The 20694-nt window shown below is 56.8% G+C and carries 22 protein-coding genes; 11 read left to right on the forward strand and 11 right to left on the reverse strand.

All coding sequences use genetic code 11. The features are described 5' to 3' along the window. Positions 1 to 22: 22 nt before the first annotated feature. Both ACRZ96_RS04930 and ACRZ96_RS04935 read right to left on the reverse strand, forming a co-directional pair. Positions 23 to 601, reverse strand: a complete 579-nt coding sequence (locus ACRZ96_RS04930; protein WP_170563413.1) for a disulfide bond formation protein B — start codon at positions 599 to 601, stop codon at positions 23 to 25. Positions 602 to 610: 9 nt separating this feature from the next. Then, positions 611 to 766: a DUF5993 family protein gene (locus tag ACRZ96_RS04935; RefSeq protein ID WP_223118239.1), complete on the reverse strand. Its 156-nt coding sequence runs from the start codon at positions 764 to 766 to the stop codon at positions 611 to 613. A 366-nt stretch (positions 767 to 1132) separates the two neighbouring features. Between ACRZ96_RS04935 and ACRZ96_RS04940 the strand changes: the two genes are divergently transcribed. The 4 genes from ACRZ96_RS04940 (at position 1133) to ACRZ96_RS04955 (ending at position 4463) form a co-directional block, all read left to right on the forward strand. Further along, positions 1133 to 1909: an ABC transporter ATP-binding protein gene (locus tag ACRZ96_RS04940; RefSeq protein WP_170393596.1), complete on the forward strand. Its 777-nt coding sequence runs from the start codon at positions 1133 to 1135 to the stop codon at positions 1907 to 1909. 33 nt (positions 1910 to 1942) lie between these two features. Further along, on the forward strand, positions 1943 to 2692 hold the full coding sequence (locus ACRZ96_RS04945) for a transporter substrate-binding domain-containing protein (protein WP_170393598.1): 750 nt from the start codon (positions 1943 to 1945) through the stop codon (positions 2690 to 2692). Between the two features lie 80 nt (positions 2693 to 2772). Then, positions 2773 to 3660, forward strand: coding sequence for an ABC transporter permease (locus tag ACRZ96_RS04950; RefSeq protein ID WP_170393600.1), 888 nt, complete (start codon positions 2773 to 2775; stop codon positions 3658 to 3660). Next, positions 3657 to 4463: an ABC transporter permease subunit gene (locus tag ACRZ96_RS04955; protein ID WP_170421026.1), complete on the forward strand. Its 807-nt coding sequence runs from the start codon at positions 3657 to 3659 to the stop codon at positions 4461 to 4463. Before ACRZ96_RS04950 ends, ACRZ96_RS04955 begins: the two co-directional genes overlap by 4 nt. Here ACRZ96_RS04955 and ACRZ96_RS04960 read toward each other — a convergent pair. After that, positions 4460 to 5269 carry a M90 family metallopeptidase gene (locus tag ACRZ96_RS04960; protein WP_170421024.1) on the reverse strand — a complete coding sequence of 270 codons (810 nt, stop codon included), beginning with the start codon at positions 5267 to 5269 and terminating at the stop codon, positions 4460 to 4462. The two genes, ACRZ96_RS04955 and ACRZ96_RS04960, sit on opposite strands and share 4 nt — an antisense overlap. A 211-nt stretch (positions 5270 to 5480) precedes the next feature. Between ACRZ96_RS04960 and ACRZ96_RS04965 the strand changes: the two genes are divergently transcribed. From ACRZ96_RS04965 to ACRZ96_RS04985, 5 genes are all read left to right on the forward strand, one after another. Then, positions 5481 to 6800 (forward strand): glutamine synthetase family protein, encoded by a 1320-nt coding sequence (locus ACRZ96_RS04965; RefSeq protein ID WP_480814275.1) that lies wholly within the window; start codon positions 5481 to 5483, stop codon positions 6798 to 6800. Positions 6801 to 6858: 58 nt separating this feature from the next. Beyond that, positions 6859 to 7539, forward strand: coding sequence for a type 1 glutamine amidotransferase (locus tag ACRZ96_RS04970; RefSeq protein ID WP_170404894.1), 681 nt, complete (start codon positions 6859 to 6861; stop codon positions 7537 to 7539). Then, a complete protein-coding gene (locus ACRZ96_RS04975) occupies positions 7539 to 8897 on the forward strand; it encodes a glutamine synthetase family protein (RefSeq protein ID WP_170393610.1) in 1359 nt (452 codons plus the stop codon). Before ACRZ96_RS04970 ends, ACRZ96_RS04975 begins: the two co-directional genes overlap by 1 nt. Positions 8898 to 8909: 12 nt before the next feature. Beyond that, positions 8910 to 10214 (forward strand): NAD(P)/FAD-dependent oxidoreductase, encoded by a 1305-nt coding sequence (locus ACRZ96_RS04980; RefSeq protein ID WP_480771340.1) that lies wholly within the window; start codon positions 8910 to 8912, stop codon positions 10212 to 10214. 112 nt (positions 10215 to 10326) lie between these two features. Further along, positions 10327 to 11526, forward strand: a complete 1200-nt coding sequence (locus ACRZ96_RS04985) for a DegT/DnrJ/EryC1/StrS family aminotransferase (protein WP_480814276.1) — start codon at positions 10327 to 10329, stop codon at positions 11524 to 11526. A gap of 9 nt (positions 11527 to 11535) precedes the next feature. Here ACRZ96_RS04985 and ACRZ96_RS04990 read toward each other — a convergent pair whose 3' ends face one another. The 4 genes from ACRZ96_RS04990 to ACRZ96_RS05005 form a co-directional block, all read right to left on the reverse strand. Further along, positions 11536 to 12291: a trypsin-like serine peptidase gene (locus ACRZ96_RS04990; RefSeq protein ID WP_480814277.1), complete on the reverse strand. Its 756-nt coding sequence runs from the start codon at positions 12289 to 12291 to the stop codon at positions 11536 to 11538. A gap of 8 nt (positions 12292 to 12299) precedes the next feature. Next, complete coding sequence (phaR, locus tag ACRZ96_RS04995) at positions 12300 to 12854, reverse strand: polyhydroxyalkanoate synthesis repressor PhaR (protein WP_170393618.1); 555 nt, start codon at positions 12852 to 12854, stop codon at positions 12300 to 12302. A 135-nt stretch (positions 12855 to 12989) separates the two neighbouring features. Beyond that, positions 12990 to 13436, reverse strand: coding sequence for a phasin family protein (locus tag ACRZ96_RS05000; RefSeq protein WP_029621740.1), 447 nt, complete (start codon positions 13434 to 13436; stop codon positions 12990 to 12992). A 132-nt stretch (positions 13437 to 13568) separates the two neighbouring features. Then, positions 13569 to 15371 (reverse strand): class I poly(R)-hydroxyalkanoic acid synthase, encoded by a 1803-nt coding sequence (locus tag ACRZ96_RS05005; protein WP_170393622.1) that lies wholly within the window; start codon positions 15369 to 15371, stop codon positions 13569 to 13571. Positions 15372 to 15482: 111 nt separating this feature from the next. On the opposite strand from ACRZ96_RS05005, the gene phaZ reads away from it, so the two are divergent. Further along, positions 15483 to 16754 (forward strand): polyhydroxyalkanoate depolymerase, encoded by a 1272-nt coding sequence (gene phaZ, locus ACRZ96_RS05010; protein WP_480704445.1) that lies wholly within the window; start codon positions 15483 to 15485, stop codon positions 16752 to 16754. Next, positions 16751 to 17335, forward strand: a complete 585-nt coding sequence (locus ACRZ96_RS05015) for a DUF6151 family protein (RefSeq protein ID WP_170635515.1) — start codon at positions 16751 to 16753, stop codon at positions 17333 to 17335. The genes phaZ and ACRZ96_RS05015 overlap by 4 nt, the downstream gene beginning before the upstream one ends. Here ACRZ96_RS05015 and ACRZ96_RS05020 read toward each other — a convergent pair. The 4 genes from ACRZ96_RS05020 to ACRZ96_RS05035 all read right to left on the reverse strand — a co-directional run bounded on the left by ACRZ96_RS05020 (position 17332) and on the right by ACRZ96_RS05035 (position 20507). Further along, complete coding sequence (locus ACRZ96_RS05020; protein WP_170510715.1) at positions 17332 to 18042, reverse strand: alpha/beta fold hydrolase; 711 nt, start codon at positions 18040 to 18042, stop codon at positions 17332 to 17334. The genes ACRZ96_RS05015 and ACRZ96_RS05020 overlap by 4 nt on opposite strands. Before the next feature lie 73 nt (positions 18043 to 18115). Next, positions 18116 to 18730: a hypothetical protein gene (locus ACRZ96_RS05025; protein ID WP_170510826.1), complete on the reverse strand. Its 615-nt coding sequence runs from the start codon at positions 18728 to 18730 to the stop codon at positions 18116 to 18118. A gap of 20 nt (positions 18731 to 18750) precedes the next feature. Beyond that, the gene (locus ACRZ96_RS05030; RefSeq protein WP_480704443.1) at positions 18751 to 19758 is read right to left on the reverse strand and encodes an alpha/beta hydrolase; all 1008 of its coding nucleotides are present in this window, start codon (positions 19756 to 19758) and stop codon (positions 18751 to 18753) included. After that, entirely contained in the window at positions 19758 to 20507 is a 750-nt protein-coding gene (locus ACRZ96_RS05035) for an alpha/beta fold hydrolase (RefSeq protein ID WP_480704441.1), read from the reverse strand. Before ACRZ96_RS05035 ends, ACRZ96_RS05030 begins: the two co-directional genes overlap by 1 nt. Between the last annotated feature and the right edge of the window lie 187 nt (positions 20508 to 20694).

A 20694-nucleotide genomic window follows, 5' to 3' on the forward strand; every position in this document is an offset into this window, starting at 1 on the left:
AAGCCTTCGGGCTTTGTCAGCGCTATGAATCGCTGCCTTCAAGCTCATTCAGAAACTTGTAGTCCGTCGGTGGATCGTCACAGATGCCGGGCCCACACTCCAAAAGCGCCGAACCAGCGTTCGCGACGGCCAATGCCAAAATCAGGAAAAACGCTGTTTTGGCCAATGTACTTCCTCCGAAGCGTTCGGTTGCCCGAACGTCCGACGCAAGATCATACTGCTTCTCGAATACCAGCATGATTGCGGTGCCAAGGATGATCAAACCAAACGCGACTCCCGCCCAGGTATAGAAGTGTAGGCCCAGAACGGGTGAGCCGTAGTGCCCTGTTCCGGGCACGATATGCAGCAGGATCTGGCGGATCGAAACGCTGATCCCAAATATCGCTGCCACCAGCACGATGCCATAGTTTCTGGCGCGCGTACCCCATAACAGGTTCAGAGCAAGCCCGAACCCAACGGCCACGAATCCCACGCGTTGGAGCAAACATAACGGACAGGGCAGTTCGTAAAGGATAAGCTGAAAGTAGAAGGCAAGCACCAGAACCAGGCAAACCGCCAGTGCACCAATCGCATTCATGTTACGAGCAAACTCAGGTGACATTGGACGACCTCAAAGTTGAATCGTTAAGGGGGTCGTGGCGTGAAACTTCAGCCAGTAGGCACTCGCCAAAAGCGTCAGCACGAACAATGCGTATGAAATTCTGACCAGCTTAAAGTATGCCAGCACCATCGTGCCGGCGAACAATGCAAATAATAGCGCGATCACAAGAAGCCCCTTACGTGAATTGAATTCGTATATTTCAATCTTTAACTCAAAACGAATTATTCCCAAATTCAAACAGTTTTGGTGATTGGATCAAGCCAGTTCAATAAATTCGGTTTCGCTTAGGATCACCTCGGTTGATCCGGAATCCTGTGACCTGAATCTCTGGGCCGCAATCAAGAGATTGATCTGGCTGACCTGTCGATAATGGTGCATCGAGTCACAGAATGCGCCCAACAAACTGACAGTTTAGACAGCGCGACCGCCCGATTTGGCAATTTCGCTGCGTGAACTTGTCAATTGCGCATTGCATTAGCCCGATTTTTCAGCCCTATTACCGCACCAACACCAATCATATCTGGACTGCCCGTGACAGACGCCGCTCCCGTCATTGAGATCAAGAACCTGCACAAAAGCTTTGGCCAACTCGAGGTGCTCAAGGGCGTGGACATCACCGCGCATCGCGGCGACGTCGTGTCGCTGATCGGATCATCCGGTTCGGGGAAGTCTACCCTGCTGCGCTGCTGCAATCTGTTGGAAGACAGCCAAGAGGGCGAGATTCTGTTCAAAGGCGAGCCCGTCCGTTGGACTGGCAGCCACAATCATCGCCGTCCCGCCGATCCCAAGCAGGTGCTGCGCATCCGCACAAATCTGTCGATGGTGTTCCAGCAGTTCAATCTGTGGGCCCATATGACCATCCTGCAGAATGTGATGGAGGCTCCGGTCACTGTCATGGGCCGCGACAAGGCCGAGGTCGAAGACAGCGCGCGCAAATATCTGGAAAAGGTCGGCATCGGCGACAAATGCGACGTCTATCCGGCGCAACTATCGGGCGGACAGCAACAACGCGCCGCAATCGCACGTGGGCTGTGCATGGAACCTCAGGCGCTGCTGTTTGACGAACCGACCTCAGCGCTCGATCCCGAACTGGAACAGGAAGTGATCAAAGTGATCAAGGATCTGGCCGCAGAAGGCCGCACCATGATCATCGTGACTCATGACATGAAGATGGCTGCGGATATCTCCAGCCACGTTGTGTTCCTGCATCAGGGCCTGATCGAAGAAGAGGGTTCAGCCGAAGACATTTTCACTGCCCCTGAATCCGAACGGCTTCAGGGCTTTCTCTCCGCCACTCAGGCGGCTTAACCAACGGACAGAACCAATAAAGGGGAGTAACTCATGAAAAACCTGATTCTGACCACCGCAGCGCTGGCGTTGACCGCCGGTATCGCAATGGCCGAAACTGTGCGCATGGGCACCGAGGGCGCCTACCCTCCGTACAACTTCATCAATGATGCTGGTGAGATCGACGGCTTCGAGCGTGAAGTCGGTGACGAGCTGTGCAAGCGCGCTGGTCTGGAATGTGAATGGGTCAAGAACGACTGGGATTCGATCATTCCGAACCTGGTTTCAGGCAACTACGATACCATCATCGCCGGCATGTCGATCACTGACGAACGCGATGAGGTCATCGACTTCACCCAGAACTACTACCCGCCGACCGCCTCAGCTTACGTAGCTGCTTCAGATGGCGCTGACACGAAAGGTGGCATCGTCGCTGCACAGACCGCAACCATTCAGGCCGGTCACGTTGCTGAATCCGGCGCGACTCTGGTCGAATTCGCCACCCCCGAAGAAACCATCGCCGCGGTGCGCAACGGCGAAGCGGATGCTGTGCTGGCTGACTATGACTTCCTGGTCCCGATTGTTGAGGAATCCGGTGGCGAGCTGGTCTTTGTCGGCGATCTTGTCCCGCTGGGCGGTGGCATCGGCATGGGCCTGCGCGAGAGCGACGCAGAACTGCGCGGCAAGTTCGATGACGCGATTTCGTCCATGAAGGCAGACGGCACGCTCAACGAGATGCTGGTCAAATGGTTTGGCGAAGGTATCGCTACATACAACACAGACGGCTCGGTCGTAACCAACTAAGCCCTCCGTCCAATTGTCCGGCGCGTGCGCGCGCCGGACCTGCCGGACCTGAGACCGGCCAGACGTTCGAAAGACGCCTTATGTTCTCCTACTGCGCTGATCCTGACACGCTGGGCACGTTCCGCTGGTTCTCGTGCTATCTGACCAATGGCGTCCACTGGTCGTTCTACCTTTCTTTCTTCAAGGTGCTGGGTCTGCTGGCCGTCACCGCCCCGGTCGCCCTGAGCTTCGGTTTTGCCGGCGCTATGGCAGCGCGATCGCATTTCCCGCCGCTTAGCTGGCTGGGTAAGGCCTATATCGCCATCGTGCGTGGCGTGCCTGATATCGCTTTCTTTCTGTTCTTCGTGATCGCTCTGGATCAGGGCTTTGAATGGCTGCGCCATAAAGTGCTCTGCCCCGAATGGACCGATCCGGTGCGGCAGGGCAACGACTTCATCGTCTGTCAGGCCGCCAAGCTGCCGCTGGGCACTGCACCCGAATGGGTGCATGAAACCTACGGCTTCTTCCTTGCCGTCGTCACATTCTCTATCGTGTTCGGCGCGTTTGCCGCCAACGTCCTGTTCGGCGGCATGCGCGCTGTACCACATGCCCAGCTTGAGACGGCCGCAGCCTACGGCATGACACGCCGCCAGACCTTTTGGCGTATCCTAGTGCCGCAAATGTGGGTCTACGCCCTACCCGGCCTATCGAACCTGTGGATGGTGCTGATCAAGGCCACGCCACTGCTGTTTCTGCTGGGCATCGAAGATATCGTCTATTGGGCGCGCGAGTTGGGCGGCACAAAAACATCCCGCTTTACCGATTACCCTCATGGCGACTGGCGCATGTGGTACTTCCTCGCCCTGCTGATCTTCTACCTCGGAATGACCCGCGTCTCGGAAATCGGGCTTGAAAAACTGATGCGCCGCCTGTCCCATGGTCAGGCCACATCGGGCGGAGAGCTTCTGCGCAAGGAGACCACCGCATGAGCTGCATCCAGACCATTCAAGATTACGGCCTCCGTTCGCTGGGCTTTGGGGAACGCCTGCTGCCCAAAGCCGATTTCACCCTCTGCGAGCACTTCACGCTGATCGGCTCGGGCATGATCTGGAATATCTATTTCGGGATCATGGCGATGGTCACGGGGTTCTTCCTCGCCACCGCGTTGGCCGTCGGCAAAGCCTCGTCGAATAAATGGCTGCGTAAACCGTCCGAGTGGTTCATCTTTTTGTTCCGCGGCTCGCCGCTGTTCATCCAGTTCTTCTTTGCCTATTTCTTCTTCCTTTCGCTGAAGAAGCCCTATCCGATGTTCGACGCCTTCACCTCGGCCTGGCTGGGGGCGCTGATCGTGCTGTTCCTGAATACTTCCGCCTATTCGGGTGAGATCTTCTATGGCGCCCTTCGTTCAATCCCCAAGGGCGATATCGAAGCCGCCGACGCCTATGGCATGTCCGGTTGGTCGCGCTTCCGACGTATCGTTTGGCCCACAATGCTGCGGCTGGCGTGGCCCGCCTATACGAACGAAGCGATCTTTGTCTTCCAGTCCACCACACTGGTCTTCTTCTCGGCCTTCCCGGCCTGGCAACAACGGGGCGACGCGCTCTACTACGCCAGCTACTTCGCGGACAAGACGTTCAACCCGTTCATCCCCTACCCGATTCTGGCGTTCTATTTCATCCTGCTGACGCTGGTCATCGTTTGGGGCTTCGGAAGGGTCAACAAACGCCTGAACCGCCACCTACCTGCCGAGCGGAAAGCCAAGATGCGCTTCCGACTAAATTTGGCGCGCTAAGCCCACTCCACCGGGTTCAGCCGGAACAGTTTCGAAAGCTGCTCATAGACCTCGGGCACCTCGTGCTTCAGCGCTTTCGGGCGCTCAAAGAACACTTCGACCGAGACGGCAAAGAACTCTTCATGCCCGGTTGCGCCATAGGGGTCGATAACCGTGTGCCGCCCGCTTTCAATCGCGTGAACATGCGCGTCATAGGCGGTCAGGAATACTTTTTCCCATTCGGCAAAGCTCTGCCCTTCACTCAGGATCGGTACGCCATTTGTACCCCCGGACAGATCATCGATCTGATGCGCAAATTCATGCAGCACTACGTTCTGCCCGTCGCGATCATCCAGAGCGCCCTGCTGGCTGTGTGCCCATGATAAAATGACCGGTCCGCGATCCCAGCTTTCCCCGGTCCGCACGATCTCTTTCTCGGACACGACATAGCCCGAGCGCCGCTGCTGCTTTGACTTGAACGCATTGGGATAGATCAGAATGGTCGTCAGATTGTCATACCAAATGTCGCTATTGATCACGAGCAAACAGGCCTGCGCCGCAATCGACAGCTCCATCTCCTCAGTCACTTCCAACCCGTCGCAGCCGTAGAAGCTCACTTGATCCAGAAACAGGTTCACCTTGCCATCCAAGTGGCTGCGCAGCCCGGCGGGCAGCCGCCGGATGATGGGAACTTGCTGATCAATGATGTCCCGTTGATCCGAGGTCAGACGCGTCGCCAACAGCGCCGCGCGGGCCTGTCTCTTGGACCAGACGTAATAGCCGACCCCGCCTGCGATCAGTAACACTATGGTAAGAAAGATGAACATATCTGAGACTATAGGTATCGCTACGCCCGGCACAATCGGGCACTTGAATGTTGTACAACTCGGAAGACAGCGGTCTCGACCACTGTACAAGTCGGTTGATTTTCAACATCGCGCCCCACCGCAAGCGACGCCTATTCGTAATTTGATCAAATTTCGTGACAAGACGCTAATCCTGATTTAAACCTCTCGTGACTAGACCACGGAGCCCCCTATGGACCTGAGCGCCCTGCATACATTCCGCGTCGCCGCCTGTGACCTCAACGGTCAGATGCGTGGCAAACGCGTGCCGCCCTCATACGGTGCCAAGTTGGACAAAGGCGCCGTGCGCATGCCGTTCTCTGCGCTCAATGTCGATCTCTGGGGCGCTGATATCGAAGGCAGCCCGCTTGTCTTCGAAAGCGGTGATGCAGATGGTGTGTTGCGCCCCACCGGGCGTGGTCCGGTTCCCATGCCCTGGCTTGATACACCCACCGCGCTGGTGCCCATGTGCCTGTACCACGATGACGGCAAGCCTTTTGCGGGCGATCCGAGACACGCGCTTTCTGCGGTTCTGGATCGATTTTCCGAACGGGGCTGGTCGGTCATCGCCGCCACAGAACTCGAGTTCACTCTGCTTGACGCCTCAGGCGACCAACCGCAGCCTCCGATCAACCCGGTCACGCGCCGCAGGCTGCGGGACGAAGCCGTTCTGTCGATGGCCGAAATGGATGCGTTTGATGCGTTCTTCACCGATCTCTACGATGGTTGCGCCGCTATGGGTATTCCCGCTCAGACTGCAATATCTGAAAGCGGGATCGGTCAGTTCGAGATCAATCTGAACCATCAGGACGCCATGCGCTGCGCCGATGATACGTGGCTTTTCAAGACCTTGGCGCGTGGCGTAGCCCGCAAGCATGGCTTCACAGCAACCTTCATGTCCAAGCCCTATGCCGAGGATGCGGGCAACGGAATGCATGTGCATTTCTCGGTCGTCGATGTCGATGGACGCAATGTCTTCGATAACGGAGGGGCCGAGGGAACCGTTGAACTGCGCTCGGCGGTTGCTGGATGTCTGACCGCGATGCCTGGCTCTACGCTGATCTTCGCTCCCCATGGCAATTCTTACACGCGCCTCGTGCCTGGTGCCCACGCACCCACCGGAGCAAGCTGGGCCTATGAAAACCGCACGGCTGCCCTGCGCATTCCGGGTGGTGCCCCTGCCGCCCGACGGATCGAACATCGCGTTGCTGGCGGTGACATCAACCCCTATCTCATGCTGGCCGCAGTTCTGGGCGCGGCAATGGTTGGGATCGAGGATGGCCTGCGACCGCCCAGCCCGATTTCGGGCAATGCCTATGAGTTGACCGATCTGCCGCAGCTGGCAGCCGACTGGCCGTCGGCCATCTCTGCTTTCGAAACTGCCCCGGTAGTTGCGCGCATTTTCCCGGACGATCTGATCCGCAACCTGGTAATGACCAAACGGCAGGAAATTGCACGATTCGCGTCCCACCCCCCTGACGAGCACTGGCTCAGCTATCTTGAGAGCGTTTGAACCTCTTGCCCAGCTCGCTTCGCTTCGTTAGAATAAATTTGATCAAATTTGGTGAACTATGAAAATCGGCATCCTTGTAACCGGCCACCCACCCGATGAATTGCATGAACAATTTGGGGAATATGATGGCATGTTTCGCGCATTACTGGGTGGGAACGGCTTTGAATTCCAAACATACGCAGTGGTCGATGGTGAGTTTCCGGAAGACGCGCATCAGGCCGACGGGTGGATCATCACCGGATCTCGTCATGGCGCATACGAAGATCACGTTTGGATTCCCCCGCTTGAACAGCTGATCCGGGATATTCGGAAGACAGGGAACCCCTTGATTGGTGTCTGCTTTGGACATCAGATCATCGCGCAAGCGCTTGGTGGAAAAGTGGAAAAGTTTGATGGTGGCTGGGCTGTAGGACGCACGGAATACAGCTTTGGCGATCAGACCGTCACCTTGAATGCTTGGCATCAGGATCAAGTGACCAAACTGCCCGCAGGAGCGGTGGTCACCGGTACGAATGACTTTTGCCAAAACGCCATGGTCACCTATGGCGATACGATCTGGACCGTGCAGGCCCATCCTGAATATGGAAATGACTTCATACAGGGCTTGATGGAGACCCGAGGCAAAGGCGTGGTTCCCGATGCGTTGATGCAGGCGGCAGCGAACCGGAAAGACGCCCCGGATGATAATGCCAAAATCGGCCACCACATGGCAGAGTTCCTAAAGAAAGCGAGGGCCTGATGGCCGACTGGACAGATCAGCTGCCTGAGGCGGCGCGCACCTACTTTGAAGGCAAACGGCTGGATGAGGTTGAATGCATCATCTCTGACCTGCCCGGCATCGCCCGCGGCAAGGCGGTCCCGGCGTCAAAGTTTGCCAAGCAATCCTATTTTCACCTACCCGACAGCATTTTCTACCAGACCATCACAGGGGATTGGGGCGAAGCTGCAGGTGAGGACGGTTTCATTGAGCGGGACATGATCCTGAAACCCGACTTCTCAACTGCGTCGGCCGCTCCTTGGACGGGCGACTGGACCTTGCAGGTGATTCACGACGCGTTCGACCGAGATGGCGAGCCGATCCCTTTCAGCCCCCGCAATGTGCTCAAACGCGTTGTGAAGATGTATCACGACAAAGGTTGGAAGCCGGTTGTCGCCCCCGAGATGGAATTTTTTCTTGTCGCGCCGAATGTAGATCCCGCGCAAGGGATCAAGCCGATGATGGGCCGCTCGGGCCGACCTGCGGCGGCGCGGCAGGCTTATTCGATGACAGCGGTCGATGAATTCGGGCCGGTGATCGACGACATCTACGACTTTGCCGAATTTCAGGGGTTTGAGATCGACGGGATCACGCAAGAAGGCGGTGCCGGACAACTAGAGATCAACCTGCGTCATGGCGATCCGGTGAAGCTGGCGGACGAGGTATTTTACTTCAAACGTCTGATCCGCGAAGCCGCGTTGCGTCACAACTGCTTTGCTACGTTCATGGCAAAACCGATCGAAGATGAGCCGGGGTCGGCCATGCACATCCATCACTCGATCATCGAAAAAGAAACGGGACAGAACATCTTCTCCGGCCCACAAGGTGGCGAGACGGATGCGTTTTATCACTTCATCGCCGGCTTGCAGAACCACCTGCCTGCAGGGCTGGCGGTGATGGCGCCGTATGTGAATTCTTATCGCCGCTATGTCAAAGACCATGCGGCCCCGATTAATCTGGAGTGGGCACGCGACAATCGCACAACTGGCATTCGCGTACCTCTGTCCGGCCCCGAGGCGCGCCGGGTCGAAAACCGCATCGCAGGCATGGACTGCAACCCCTATCTGGGTATCGCATTGTCGTTGGCCTGTGGCTATTTGGGCCTGACTCAGCAAGAACGCCCACGCCGCCAATTCTATGGCGACGCCTATGAAGGCGACGGCGATATCCCTCAGATCATGGGTGAAGCTCTGGACCTGTTTGATGAAGCGACAGCCCTGCACGAAGTTCTGGGTCCCGAGTTCGCCCGTGTCTACGGCATCGTCAAACGTGCTGAGTACGAAGAGTTCCTGCAGGTCATTTCCCCGTGGGAACGCGAGCATCTGCTGATGAACGTCTAGGGCAAAGACGCGATGAACCTGCTCTATTCTAATGACCGCAAGGCGGAGTATCCGCCAAGCTGGTATGCCGCGACGGCGCACGCATTTGACCGCCACCCAGCGCTTGAAGGCGACCATACCGCAGACGTCTGCATTGTCGGAGGCGGATACACGGGCCTTTCGGCAGCATTGCACCTGGCTGAGGCTGGGTTCGATGTTGTCCTGCTGGAAGCTCATCGCGCGGGCTTTGGGGCTTCGGGTCGCAACGGAGGCCAACTGGGCAGCGCGCAGCGTTTGGATCAAGAGGATCTTGAACGGCTTGTCGGCGATGAAGATGCGTTAAAGCTTTGGGATCTGGCCGAAGAAGCCAAGGATCTGGTCAAATCTCTGATCTCAAAACATCAGATCGATTGCGACCTGAAGCCCGGCATTGCGGTTCTGGGCTTTAACAACTCGGAGCGCGCAGAGCTACATGATCACGCGGCGCATCTGTCGGGTAAATACAAATACGACCAAATCGAAACTTTAGATGCCGATGCCGCGCGCGGGCTTTGCCCCTCACCAGCCTATGCGGGTGGGTATCTGGACAATGGTGCCGCGCACCTACACCCGTTGAACTACACCCTCGGCCTTGCGCGTGCCGCTGTCAGAGCCGGGTTAAGACTGCATGAAGACACCGAAGTTCTTGGCATCGATCAGGGCGCTCGTGTTACTGTACGCACTGAAAAGGGCAAGATCACTGCCGATCACGTAATTCTGGCCTGCAACGGATACCTCGGAGATCTGAACCGGCAAGTTGCATCGCGCGTGATGCCAATCAACAATTTCATCGCGGCAACCGAACCTTTGGGCGCTGAAGTGCAAAAAGTTCTGGCCAAAGATATCGCCGTTGCTGACACCAAGTTCGTGATAAACTATTTCCGGCTAAGCGCCGATGGCAGGCTGCTGTTTGGGGGTGGCGAAAGTTATGGTTATCGTTTCCCCGAGGACATCGCCGCAAAAGTCCGCAAGCCGATGACCGAGATTTTTCCGCATCTGCGTGACGTCAAAATCGACTACGCATGGGGCGGAACGCTGGGCATCACCATGCGGCGCATGCCCTATTTGACCCGGGTTGCGCCAAATATCCTGTCCGCCTCGGGTTATTCTGGCCACGGCGTCGGCACCGCGACCCATGCGGGGCAACTCATGGCGTTGGCGATCCAGGGGCAGGCTGAGGGGTTCGATACCATGGCCCGCGTTCCTGCAGTGCCCTTCCCGGGTGGTCCTGCTTTGCGGACGCCGTTGCTGATACTGGCCATGACTTGGTATGCGCTGCGTGACAGGCTGGGTATCTGAACACATTCTTTACGACGATTTGGTGAAATCTCGCTGACGATGCGAATTGGGACTTGGCTTGCCTGCACATCGAATTTATATTTCCCAAAGATAAAATTCGGGAAATCCAAATATGACGCTTGTACCCAACGTTCATGAAGCCGAACCCATCCCCGCAGCCGCCCGAGACGCAATCGACGCCCTGATGAAGTCAGGCGATCTGTTTCGCTATACCGCACCTCAGGATGCGCCCGTTGCTCTTCTGGAAACAGAGTTTGCCGAACTGCTCGGCACAAAATACGCGCTGGCGGTCTCTTCCTGTTCTGCCGCGCTGTTTTTGTCGCTCAAGGCGCTTGAGCTGCCCCGCGATGCACGGGTTCTGATCCCCGGATTTACCTTTGCCGCCGTGCCGTCATCGATTGTTCACGCGGATTGCATTCCGGTTCTGTGCGAGGTCGGGGACAATTATCGCGTCGATATGGCCGATTTCACGGCCAAGCTGGACAGCGTGCAGGCAGTGATCATCAGCCATATGCGCGGCCATACCTCGGACATGGACGCGATTATGGAGCTGTGTGAAGCGCGCGATATCCCGGTGATCGAAGACGCCGCCCACTCATTGGGCACAACCTGGCATGGGCGCAATATTGGCACCATCGGTAAGGTCGGCTGCTTCTCGTTCCAGTCCTATAAAATGATCAACGCAGGCGAAGGTGGCATTCTGGTCAGCGACGATGCGGATCTTGTGGCGCGCGCTGTTATCATGTCGGGCGCATACGAGCACAACTGGAAAAAGCACTCTGGCTCACCAGAGCTGGAACAGGCCTTTGCCAAATGGCAGAACCAGTTGCCACTGTATAACCTGCGCATGAGCAACCTCAGCGCCGCAGTCATTCGTCCGCAAATCCCCGAATTGGCACGCCGTGTCCGCGACGGGCTGGCAAACCATGACTATGTGGCTGATCGTCTGAACACATCGCCCTACATCGATGTCCCTGCCCCTCTGACACCCGAGCAGCGCGCACCGGATTCGATCCAATTCAATCTGGTTGACCTCAGCGACGATGAAATCCGCGCCTTTGCCGCCGCAGCCGAGGCACGCGGTGTCAAGGTGCAGGTCTTTGGCCTGAGTCAGGATAACGCTCGTGCCTTCTGGAACTGGCAGTTCCTACCCGAACAGTTCGACCTGCCACAGACCCGTGCGATGCTGATGAAGGCCTGCGATGTACGTCTGCCCGTGCGTTTGACGCGCGATGAACTGGACGTAATCTCGGACATCCTGCTGGCTTCTGTTGGCGAGGTTGTTGGCCCGGTGCCAGTCTACGGGACCTGATCGTCAGTACTATTGCAGATCAAGGTCATGAACTGAAAGTAACAATGCGTCGATCCCGTCAGGGGTTGGCGCGACGCGCGACAAAATCCCGGCAACGGCAAGCCCGGTTTCTGTTTGCATCAGAAACGGCGCACCGGAATCCCCCATCATGACGGGGCAGATCGCGCGCATCAGCCCTTGGCCGGCCTGTGCGGCATTGCAGCTATCGGTGCGACTGAGCACGTGGGGCCGCAATCCGGGATAGCCCGCGAACGAGCCCATCTGCGGGACAGTCCGGGAAATATCGAAAAAACCAACCTGCTCTCCAATTGGCTCGGCCAACTCCAACACGGCCCAATCCAGATCGGCGCGATTGTTGAATACACCGTCGCGCCCCTGTTCCGAATCCAGCCGATAGGCCAATACATTGGACACGGCGGCAGCCTCGCCGCGCTGATACCCTGCGGCAAACCGGATACTGGCCGGAGGAATCCAGCGGTTGCGCGCGCTGTTGTACAAGCAATGTGCCGCGGTCAAAACCAGCCGCTCAGACACCAGCACGCCGGTACAATGGGACCGCTGGCTGCGGCTGGCAAAATTGACCCGGCCAATGGCGCGCCAGGGCGGGGTCGTTGCATCCAGAATTTCGCGCGCGCGAATCTCATCGCAGCCCGCAGCCGTATCCCGACCCATTGTGCAGATAGGTTCCCACACGAATGTAAACTGGCCTTGGGCCTGTGCAGTCTGGGCCCAGATCAACGCGCCCAGAACAGACAGCCAGCGCATCGGTCAGGCTAGCTCAGCTTCGATAGTTTTTGTTGCAGCTCGGCAAGTTGCTTTTTGATGTCGTCCAAATCCTCTTTGGGTTCGGGCGATGTTTCTTGTTCATCATCCGGCCCCGACCAGTTCCCCGACAGACCACCGGTCATGGCTTTTAGAAAGGCCTTTTGCTGCGCTTGCATCGCCTCGAACCCCGGCATCTGGGACATCGGGTTCATGGCGCTCATGTTCTCCATCATCTTCGACTGGCTTTCGCGCAGCATCTCGAATGAGCTTTGCAGGAATTGCGGCATCATGCCCCCGCCCGGCACCATGTAGCTGCGCACCAGATCGTTCAGCACATTAATCGGCAAAACATTTTCGCCGCGGCTTTCGTGTTCGGCAATGATTTGAAGCAGATACTGACGGGTCAGGTCATCACCGGTTTTTAGGTCGATGATCTGAACCTCGCGGCCATCGCGTATGAAACCGGCTATATCTTCAAGCGTCACGTAATCGCTGGTCTCGGTGTTATACAGCCGACGGCTGGCATAGCGCTTGATCAGCAGCGGTTTGTCTTGTTCCGACACCCTGTACCCTCCCCAAGGATGATGCGTTGCAGCAGAGGTTATGCGACTGCAGAACAAAAAGAAAGGGCAGGTCAAGCGACCTGCCCGAAGCGATTACACCATTTGGGAGGAATGGGTGCTATATCGCAGCCTTACTTACTTGGCGGTTGCTGCTTTCTTTGCGGCAGCGGTCACCTCGTTGGTGGCTTTTTTGACGGCTGCGGTTGCATCTTCTGCAGCGTCTTTGCCAGCCGCCATCAGCAGCTCAACGGTTTCGGTCTGAACTTTTTTCGCGATTTCAGCGAAAGCAGCCAGGTTTTCAGCGGCAACTTCAGCCGACGCGCTTGCGAAGTCGGTTGCAGCTTTTGCGTAATCCGCAGGCTCGGTTTTTGCTTTCGACATCTCGGTCAGTTTGGCCAGGGTTTCTTTGGTCCATTTGTTCGAGATTTCAGCCGATTTCTCAGCTGCGTCCAGAGCAACACCCGACAGCTTTTCGTTCAGAGAAGCGGTCGATTTGAATGCGTCTTCCAGAGCGGTTGTGTCAACCGGGAACGCGCCCATCATGTCTTTCAGGGTCGCGGTAAAGTCTTGGGTCTTTGCCATTGTCCTAAATCCTTCTAGCCGTTCCGGGCCCACCCCGGTTCTCATCAGCTTGAAGGTAATATGATTGCTGCATTGCAGCATTGCAAGTTTTTTCTTGCTGCAATGCAGAAAAATTTGAGTTTCAAAATGATATCAGCGGTTTGCCTTGACCAAAACATAGGTACCCGGAGCCGGGCAAAGGCGTGGATGATCCGAATCGCCGGTATCGCGCGCGGGAACCTGCTTGCCTGATCGCTTCTTTAACCACGCTTCCCACATCGGCCACCACGAACCTTCGTGGAAGTCAGCTTCTTTCAGCCATGTATCAGCATCACACTTCAGCTCAGGATTGGTATAGTGACCATATTTTTTCTTACTGGGCGGGTTCACAATGCCCGCGATGTGACCGGACTCGGACACCACAAAGGTCTTCGACTTCGCGCCCATCTGCTGCACCCCGCGATAGCAATCCTTCCACGCGGCAATATGATCCGTCTCGCAGGTGATCGCCATCAAAGGCACATCGACATCCTTGATATGCAGCTTATGGCCAAGCAGTTCGAACCCGTCGTTGACGAAATCGTTGCTCTGACACAAACCGCGCAGATACTGGATCGCCATCCGACCTGGCAGATTGGCCCCGTCGCCGTTCCAGTACAACAGGTCAAACGCTGGCGGTGTTTCACCCATCATGTAGCTGCGGATCGCCGGAGTATAGATGAGATCTCTGGATCGCAGGAAAGACATCGTTCGCCCGATGATCCATGCCTTTAGAATACCATCCTTCGAGACCTGTTCTTCGATGCCATCCACAAAGTCATTTTGCAGGAACGGCGTGAACTCCCCCTGCTCACCAAAGTCTGTCAGGGTGGTGAAGAAGGTGGCAGATTTGATCGACTTGTCACCGCGCTGCTTCATCAGCGAAAGCGTCAGGCTAAGCGTCGTACCGGCGATGCAGTAACCCACTGCGTTGACCTGCTTGACCTTGCAGATTTTCTTCGCCTCTTCGATGGCGGTCAGGAACCCTTCCTGAATATAGTCCTCCATCCCAATATCGGCGTGCGAGCTATCGGCATTCACCCAGCTGACCACAAACAGGGTATAGCCCTGCTCGGTCACCCATTTGATCAGGCTGTTCTGAGCCTTTAGGTCCAAGATATAGAACTTGTTGATCCATGGCGGGAACAGAACGATCGGCGTTTCGTGCACCGTCTCGGTCACCGGTTTATACTGGATCAGTTCCATCATTCGGTTGCGATAGACGACGTCGCCGGGTGTAGTTGCGATATTCCCGCCAATCTCAAAGGCACTTTCGTCAGCCAGCCTGACAACCATTTCGCCGTCATTGGCCTCAAGGTCCGACACGAGGTTCTCCAGCCCCTGTATCAGGGACTGCCCTTCGGTCTCGATCGCCTTTTCCAGCGCATCGGGGTTGGTGGCCAGAAAATTCGTTGGCGCCATCATATCTATGATCTGTTGCGAGAAGTACTGCAGACGCTGCTTATCCTTGGTTTCCAGATCGTCAACCGATGCAACGGCCTGCGCGATCGCTTCGGCATTGGTTTGGTACTGCTGGCGAATGAGGCGAAAGTAGGGGTTGGTTTCCCACATTGGATTGGCAAACCGTTTATCTTTGGCAGCGGCTGGGGGTACATCCCCGTCGCTTTGGGTCATCGCTTTCTGCGCTTCCGCAAAGTTGAGAACCGATTTTCCCCAATACTCAATTTGCTGCTCTAACAGCTTTGTGGGGTTTTGAAACGCTTCAGCCCAATACGCAGTTGCTGCTTTTGCAAAAAGCTCTTGATTCGGGCCATCCAGAGCGGGGGTGTGCGGCGTTTTTCCGGCCATGACCTCGACCAGGCGTTTGGACAGTTCTTCTACTTTGTCCATATTTTCTTTAAGTCGTTCAATATGTTCTTCGGTCAGTTTTGGCGTCTGGTCTTCGGTAGTTGTCATTTTAACAATTCCCCCCTAGTCTCGCTGCTGTGCAGAATAACGTCGTTGGCGTCGGGGGGCAAAGCGGCGAATGGTCCGAATTCTCAGGCTGATACTCAGGAGGCACATTCGATGCGCTACATGATGACCTATGACCTGATGGAAACCATGCGTAACACCAACCAATGGCTTGGTGCAACCGCAAGCGCGATGGCATCCTACCCCCTGTTCTCGATGACACCCAACCCGGCCTTCAACTGGATGGCTGCATGGGGCGAAGTAACCGAGCGCACATTCCAGCGTATGGTCGTCAAGCCTGATTGGGGCATCCGCACCTTTACCTGCGAAGACGGCAAGGACCATCTGGTCGATATCACAACCGTGCTTGAGCGTCCTTTCGGCGACCTGATCCATTTCCGCGTTAATGGACGCAAAGAACAGCCACGCAAGGTGCTGCTAGTTGCACCGATGTCGGGGCATTACGCGACCCTGCTCCGCTCGACCGTCAAAAGCCTGCTTGTCAATTGTGAGGTCTACATTACTGATTGGCATAACGCGCGCGACATTCCCGTGTCCGAAGGCAAGTTCGATGTCGAGGATTACACGCTCTACCTTGTCGATTTTATGAAAGAGCTCGGCCCCGATACGCATGTTATTGCGGTTTGTCAGCCCGCACCGCTGACTCTGGCCGCAACCGCCTATCTGGCCGAGGTCGAGCCGAAGGCGCAGCCAAGTACCCTGACCCTGATCGGCGGTCCCGTCGACCCCGACGCAACTCCGACCGAGGTTACGGATTTTGGTCGCCGTGTAACGATGGGTCAGTTGGAAGAAACGATGATCCAGCGGGTTGGCTTCAAATACAAGGGCGTAGGCCGGATGGTGTATCCCGGCTTGCTACAACTGGCTTCGTTCATGTCAATGAATGCCGAACGTCACAGCAAGGCGTTCTCGGATCAGATCCAGCGCGTTATTCGTGACGAGGCATCCGACCACGATGCCCATAACCGGTTCTATGACGAATATCTGGCGGTGATGGACATGACTGCCGAGTTCTATCTTTCGACCGTTGAACGTGTCTTCAAAAACCGTGAGATCGCGCGCAACGAGTTCGTTGTAGCCGGCCACAAGGTAGATATCGGCAAGATCACTGATGTGGCTGTGAAATCGGTCGAAGGCACGAATGACGATATCTCAGCCCCCGGGCAATGCATTGCGGCGCTGGATTTATGCACGGGTCTGCCCGACAGCAAAAAGGCCAGCCATGTTGAACCCGGCGCGGGTCACTATGGCATTTTTGCGGGCCGCAGCTGGCGCGACAACATCCGTCCGCTAGTGATTGATTTCATGAATGAAAACAGCCGCAATCCCCGTCAACGAGCCGCCAATAGCAACAAAGTTGCATGAGCCGCGCAGCGGCAGGAGACCTTCCTTTCCGTTGCAATTGCGGTGCCCTTTCGGGGCGCATTACTGAACACGGCGTCGTATCCGGCACTCATGTCGTGTGTTTTTGCCATGACTGCCGCGCGGCTCAGCTTTATTTTGAACAGCCCGACCCTGCGCCCGACCCAGTCGAGGTGTTTCAGATGTCACCGGAAGACATCAAGATCGATGCAGGGGTCGAGCACTTGGCAGCTATGCAACTTAGCCCCAAGGGCATGTTGCGGTGGTATGCCAGATGCTGCAACGCGCCGCTGGCCACGACGCCGACAACTCCAAAATTTCCGTTCGCGGGTTTTATCGTCAAACGTATTCCCCACCCCAGCAGTTTGGGTCCCATTACTACGCGTGGATTTGTGCCAAGGGCTGACGGCAAGCAGTCTCATGAGAAAATCCGCTATGCCGCTGTGGGTCTGCTTAAACGCGTACTAAAATCGCGTCTGTCCGGGAGCTGGAAGAAAACGCCATTCTTTGACTCTGAAACCGGTCGGCCGGTGGTGCAACCAACTGTTCTGACCAAGAACCAGCGCGCGGTTTTCTACGACTAGGTCAGCCGCAGTGGTTTCCGGAGCCAATCCTGCAGCATCGCAATCACGGATTCGGGTGCTTCCAGTGTCGGATAGTGCCCGGCCTCATCAATCACGCGCAACTCTGCATCCGGAATGAGATCAGCCATGAAGGTATTCTTGCGGACCGGATTCTCCGCATCATGGGCACCGCAGATGATCAGCGTGGGCATCCTGATCCGGCGCAGCGTGCCTTGTTGGTCCGGACGGCGTTGCATGGTTCTTATCTGACGCACAAACACATCCGAGCCCAATTCCTCGGCCATCTGCAACACTTCGTTCAAAATCGGGATGCGTTGCGGACCGGGAGACAACATGTCCGAGCCGATCAGCTTGCGCATCACTTCGTCCAACCTCCCCGCCTGCGCGCCAACGATCAGGTCTTCGCGACTCGCCGCGATATGAGGTGTGTCGGCCTGCGCATCCGTCGCCAGCAAGGCCAGTCGTGTCACCCTCTCAGGTGCGCGCCGCACGATCTCAAGCGCGACGCCACCACCCAGACCAAACCCGCACAAAGCAAACCGGTGCGGCAGTTGATCCAGCAAGCCCGACGCGATTTCTTCGAACCGTTCACCGCCGGTGATCGGTGCGACCATAACTGCACGTTCACGCGACAGCGCGGTGATCTGCGCCTGAAACAACCGTGCATCGCACATCAATCCGGGTAGCAAAACCAACGGCTCGATCACCTCGGTGCCCTCCGCTCGTTGTTATTGTTTTGTTACAGGATGAGAGGTTTGCCAACAGCGGGCAAGCAAAACTTCACGGATAGCTGATCGCCCGAAACGGTGGGAAATCCGCATAGCGTTCCTGCCTTTGGCCCAGCGGTTCATCTGGCTCAGCCCCGGCCCGCAACAAGCAGCCGCGCGGGGCGATATAGCTGTCGATCCGCCGTACAGGCTTGGGCCGCCAAACCAGATTGAACGCGCTTAATTTGGGAAAAAACCAAATCTCGGAATAATCCAGATGGTCATGCATCCACCACGCCAGATCGCGCCAATCGCGCCCCTGCGCATAGCGGTCTGCAAACCACGGAATTACCACCGACGCCCCTGCTACACGTGCGTCACCTTCGCCCCAATCCCAAATGTGGCACTCCAACGGGTTGTCATTGCGGGCACAGTTCAACCTGTTCTCGTTCCCGAACCGGTTCAGAGATCGCGAGCGATAGCCCGAGCGCACCGCGATACGACCAAAGGTTTCTTCCAGCGGATCCAGCAGGGTCTCGCAAAACGCGCGCCCGGTCTCGATCGCAAGATCAGGGTTGTCGGGAATATTTTGCAATGCGTGAAAGTTCCCGATCTCGGAATATAGAAAATCACGCATGAAAAAATGCCGGGATAGTCGCACGCGACCCAACGTCTCAAGGCTCCACATACTGCCCGGTCTACGCATATTCAGCCCCCGCTTTGCCTCTGAATCCCCTGCTCTGACAGCCACTCCAATATGCCCGCGACCGCCGCGTCGGTCTGACCCGGTGACATCAGACGCCCCGCGACCACGTGTGAGGCCGGATCATCCCCGGGCCCCATTGTCACCAATGAAACCATCGCCTGACCACCCCAGGTCTTGGCCACCTCATGCATTTTATCCGGACGCACCACCTGATCATCATCAGAAAACCAGAACAGCGCCGGAACCCGCGCGCCCGAGAAGTCCAGCGCATTGACCGCATCTACAAGGGCAAACATCGGCACGACCGCCTCCCACGGATAAACAGTTGTCCAAAAGATGTTCTTCTCGGGATCAGTGCTTGAGACATCCCGGTCCTGTCCCATCAAAGGCGGCAGCCAATGCCGGGCCCACGGCAAGGATGGCACCCAGGAACCAGCCGAGTTTACGCCAAAGTTCGGCGACACCAAAACCAACGCAGCCACATCAGTGCTCAGTTCCGTATCCATCGCAGCCGCGGCGGCCAATGTCGCCCCCGTTGATGTTGCGATCACAATGACTTGCTCACCAACAGCCCTGGCGGCAGCCAACGCCTCGGCTGTATCCTGCATCCAGCCCGACGCTGTACCTTCGGCCATTGCGTCCCCATCGCGGCCATGCCCTTGAAGCCTTGTGTAGACAAGGTTGGCACCCAACGCGTCCGCAACGCGATCAGGTACTGGCCTGATCTCCTCGGACGTGGCGGAAAACCCATGAATGTAGAGCACCGCATAAGCTGTCCGCTGTTCAACAAAACCATCCTGCCAGACCACGCGCTTTTCAACACCTGGCACGATGTCATCATAGGCGGATTCGATACTTTCAAAGTAAACCTGAACGCCCTCGCCAAATTTGCGCGGATCGAAACGCGGATGCAGGTCCACTTGCTCGCGCGGGCCAAAGGCGTAGATCAACACACCAACCAGCGTCAAACCCACCAGCACCCGCCCCAAAACCCAGCCCAGGCGACGCATCAGGTGCCTTCCAGGACTTCTCGCAGAGCCTGCTCAATCAGCCCGAGGCATCGCTCATCCGAGAACCTGTGATCCGCATCTTTGACCAGCAGCAGTTGCATGTCTGGACCAGTGGCATGATCCAGCAGGCGCACTGCCGTATCGGTCGAGACGGCCGTATCTGCTGTCCCCTGCAGGAGACGCACAGGGAAAGGCAGATCAAGCGAAGCGCGCAAAACCAACCGCTGCCGCCCATCCTCAATCATCCGCTTGGTGATGACGTAGGGCTCCATGTAGTCCGATGGCAGTTCCACATGTCCAACCGTCTCTAGTTCAGATTTCTGCTCGTTCGAAAACGACGCCCAATACCCATCCTCGGTAAAATCCGGGGCCGCCGCAATTGTCACCATACCTGCGATCCGCTCGGGCATGACACGCGCCAGCAACAGCGCTTGCCACCCGCCCATCGACGATCCCACAACAACCAGCGGACCATCAGCTAACCGAGAAACTGCAGCCAGCGTATCCTCGTGCCAGTCCCCGATACACCCGTCAGTAAAGGCGCCCGAGCTTTCACCGTGCCCCGAATAGTCAAACCGAAGGAACCCCTGCCCGCGCGCGCGCGCCCACGCTTCCAGATGCACCGCCTTGGTGCCCTCCATATCTGATTTCAAGCCACCCAGAAAAACGATGGTCGGCCCGCGCCCATTACTCTTGTGATACGCCAGACGTCGTCCCTGAGCGGTTTCCAGAAATTCTGCCTCTGCCATGCTACCCTCTTTGCTTGTCCTTCCATCATGCATGTCACGCACCTCTCTGCAATTGCCCGATCCTTCTTCATCTGGCTAAAAATACCTCGGGGAGTGCGAGGGGCTGGCCCCTCGCTCCTGCCCTTGACACCTGTGTCCCCACCTGCCACATGAGCCGAGCATACATAACCCGCAACCGGGCGTTCAG

The sequence above is a fragment of the Ruegeria sp. CF1 genome, from assembly GCF_056537445.1.

What these genes read in the sequence shown, in the direction of transcription:
- ACRZ96_RS05030 (WP_480704443.1), bottom strand. Translation starts at nt 19,758, where the DNA reads ATGCGTCGCCTGGGCTGGGTTTTGGGGCGGGTGCTGGTGGGTTTGACG.
- ACRZ96_RS05025 (WP_170510826.1), bottom strand. Translation starts at nt 18,730, where the DNA reads ATGTGGAGCCTTGAGACGTTGGGTCGCGTGCGACTATCCCGGCATTTT.
- ACRZ96_RS04975 (WP_170393610.1), top strand. Translation starts at nt 7,539, where the DNA reads ATGGCCGACTGGACAGATCAGCTGCCTGAGGCGGCGCGCACCTACTTT.
- ACRZ96_RS04970 (WP_170404894.1), top strand. Translation starts at nt 6,859, where the DNA reads ATGAAAATCGGCATCCTTGTAACCGGCCACCCACCCGATGAATTGCAT.
- ACRZ96_RS04955 (WP_170421026.1), top strand. Translation starts at nt 3,657, where the DNA reads ATGAGCTGCATCCAGACCATTCAAGATTACGGCCTCCGTTCGCTGGGC.
- ACRZ96_RS04980 (WP_480771340.1), top strand. Translation starts at nt 8,910, where the DNA reads ATGAACCTGCTCTATTCTAATGACCGCAAGGCGGAGTATCCGCCAAGC.
- ACRZ96_RS05000 (WP_029621740.1), bottom strand. Translation starts at nt 13,436, where the DNA reads ATGGCAAAGACCCAAGACTTTACCGCGACCCTGAAAGACATGATGGGC.
- ACRZ96_RS04965 (WP_480814275.1), top strand. Translation starts at nt 5,481, where the DNA reads ATGGACCTGAGCGCCCTGCATACATTCCGCGTCGCCGCCTGTGACCTC.
- ACRZ96_RS05005 (WP_170393622.1), bottom strand. Translation starts at nt 15,371, where the DNA reads ATGACAACTACCGAAGACCAGACGCCAAAACTGACCGAAGAACATATT.
- ACRZ96_RS04990 (WP_480814277.1), bottom strand. Translation starts at nt 12,291, where the DNA reads ATGCGCTGGCTGTCTGTTCTGGGCGCGTTGATCTGGGCCCAGACTGCA.
- ACRZ96_RS05015 (WP_170635515.1), top strand. Translation starts at nt 16,751, where the DNA reads ATGAGCCGCGCAGCGGCAGGAGACCTTCCTTTCCGTTGCAATTGCGGT.
- ACRZ96_RS04945 (WP_170393598.1), top strand. Translation starts at nt 1,943, where the DNA reads ATGAAAAACCTGATTCTGACCACCGCAGCGCTGGCGTTGACCGCCGGT.
- ACRZ96_RS04960 (WP_170421024.1), bottom strand. Translation starts at nt 5,269, where the DNA reads ATGTTCATCTTTCTTACCATAGTGTTACTGATCGCAGGCGGGGTCGGC.
- ACRZ96_RS04930 (WP_170563413.1), bottom strand. Translation starts at nt 601, where the DNA reads ATGTCACCTGAGTTTGCTCGTAACATGAATGCGATTGGTGCACTGGCG.
- ACRZ96_RS05035 (WP_480704441.1), bottom strand. Translation starts at nt 20,507, where the DNA reads ATGGCAGAGGCAGAATTTCTGGAAACCGCTCAGGGACGACGTCTGGCG.
- phaZ (WP_480704445.1), top strand. Translation starts at nt 15,483, where the DNA reads ATGCGCTACATGATGACCTATGACCTGATGGAAACCATGCGTAACACC.
- ACRZ96_RS04985 (WP_480814276.1), top strand. Translation starts at nt 10,327, where the DNA reads ATGACGCTTGTACCCAACGTTCATGAAGCCGAACCCATCCCCGCAGCC.
- ACRZ96_RS04950 (WP_170393600.1), top strand. Translation starts at nt 2,773, where the DNA reads ATGTTCTCCTACTGCGCTGATCCTGACACGCTGGGCACGTTCCGCTGG.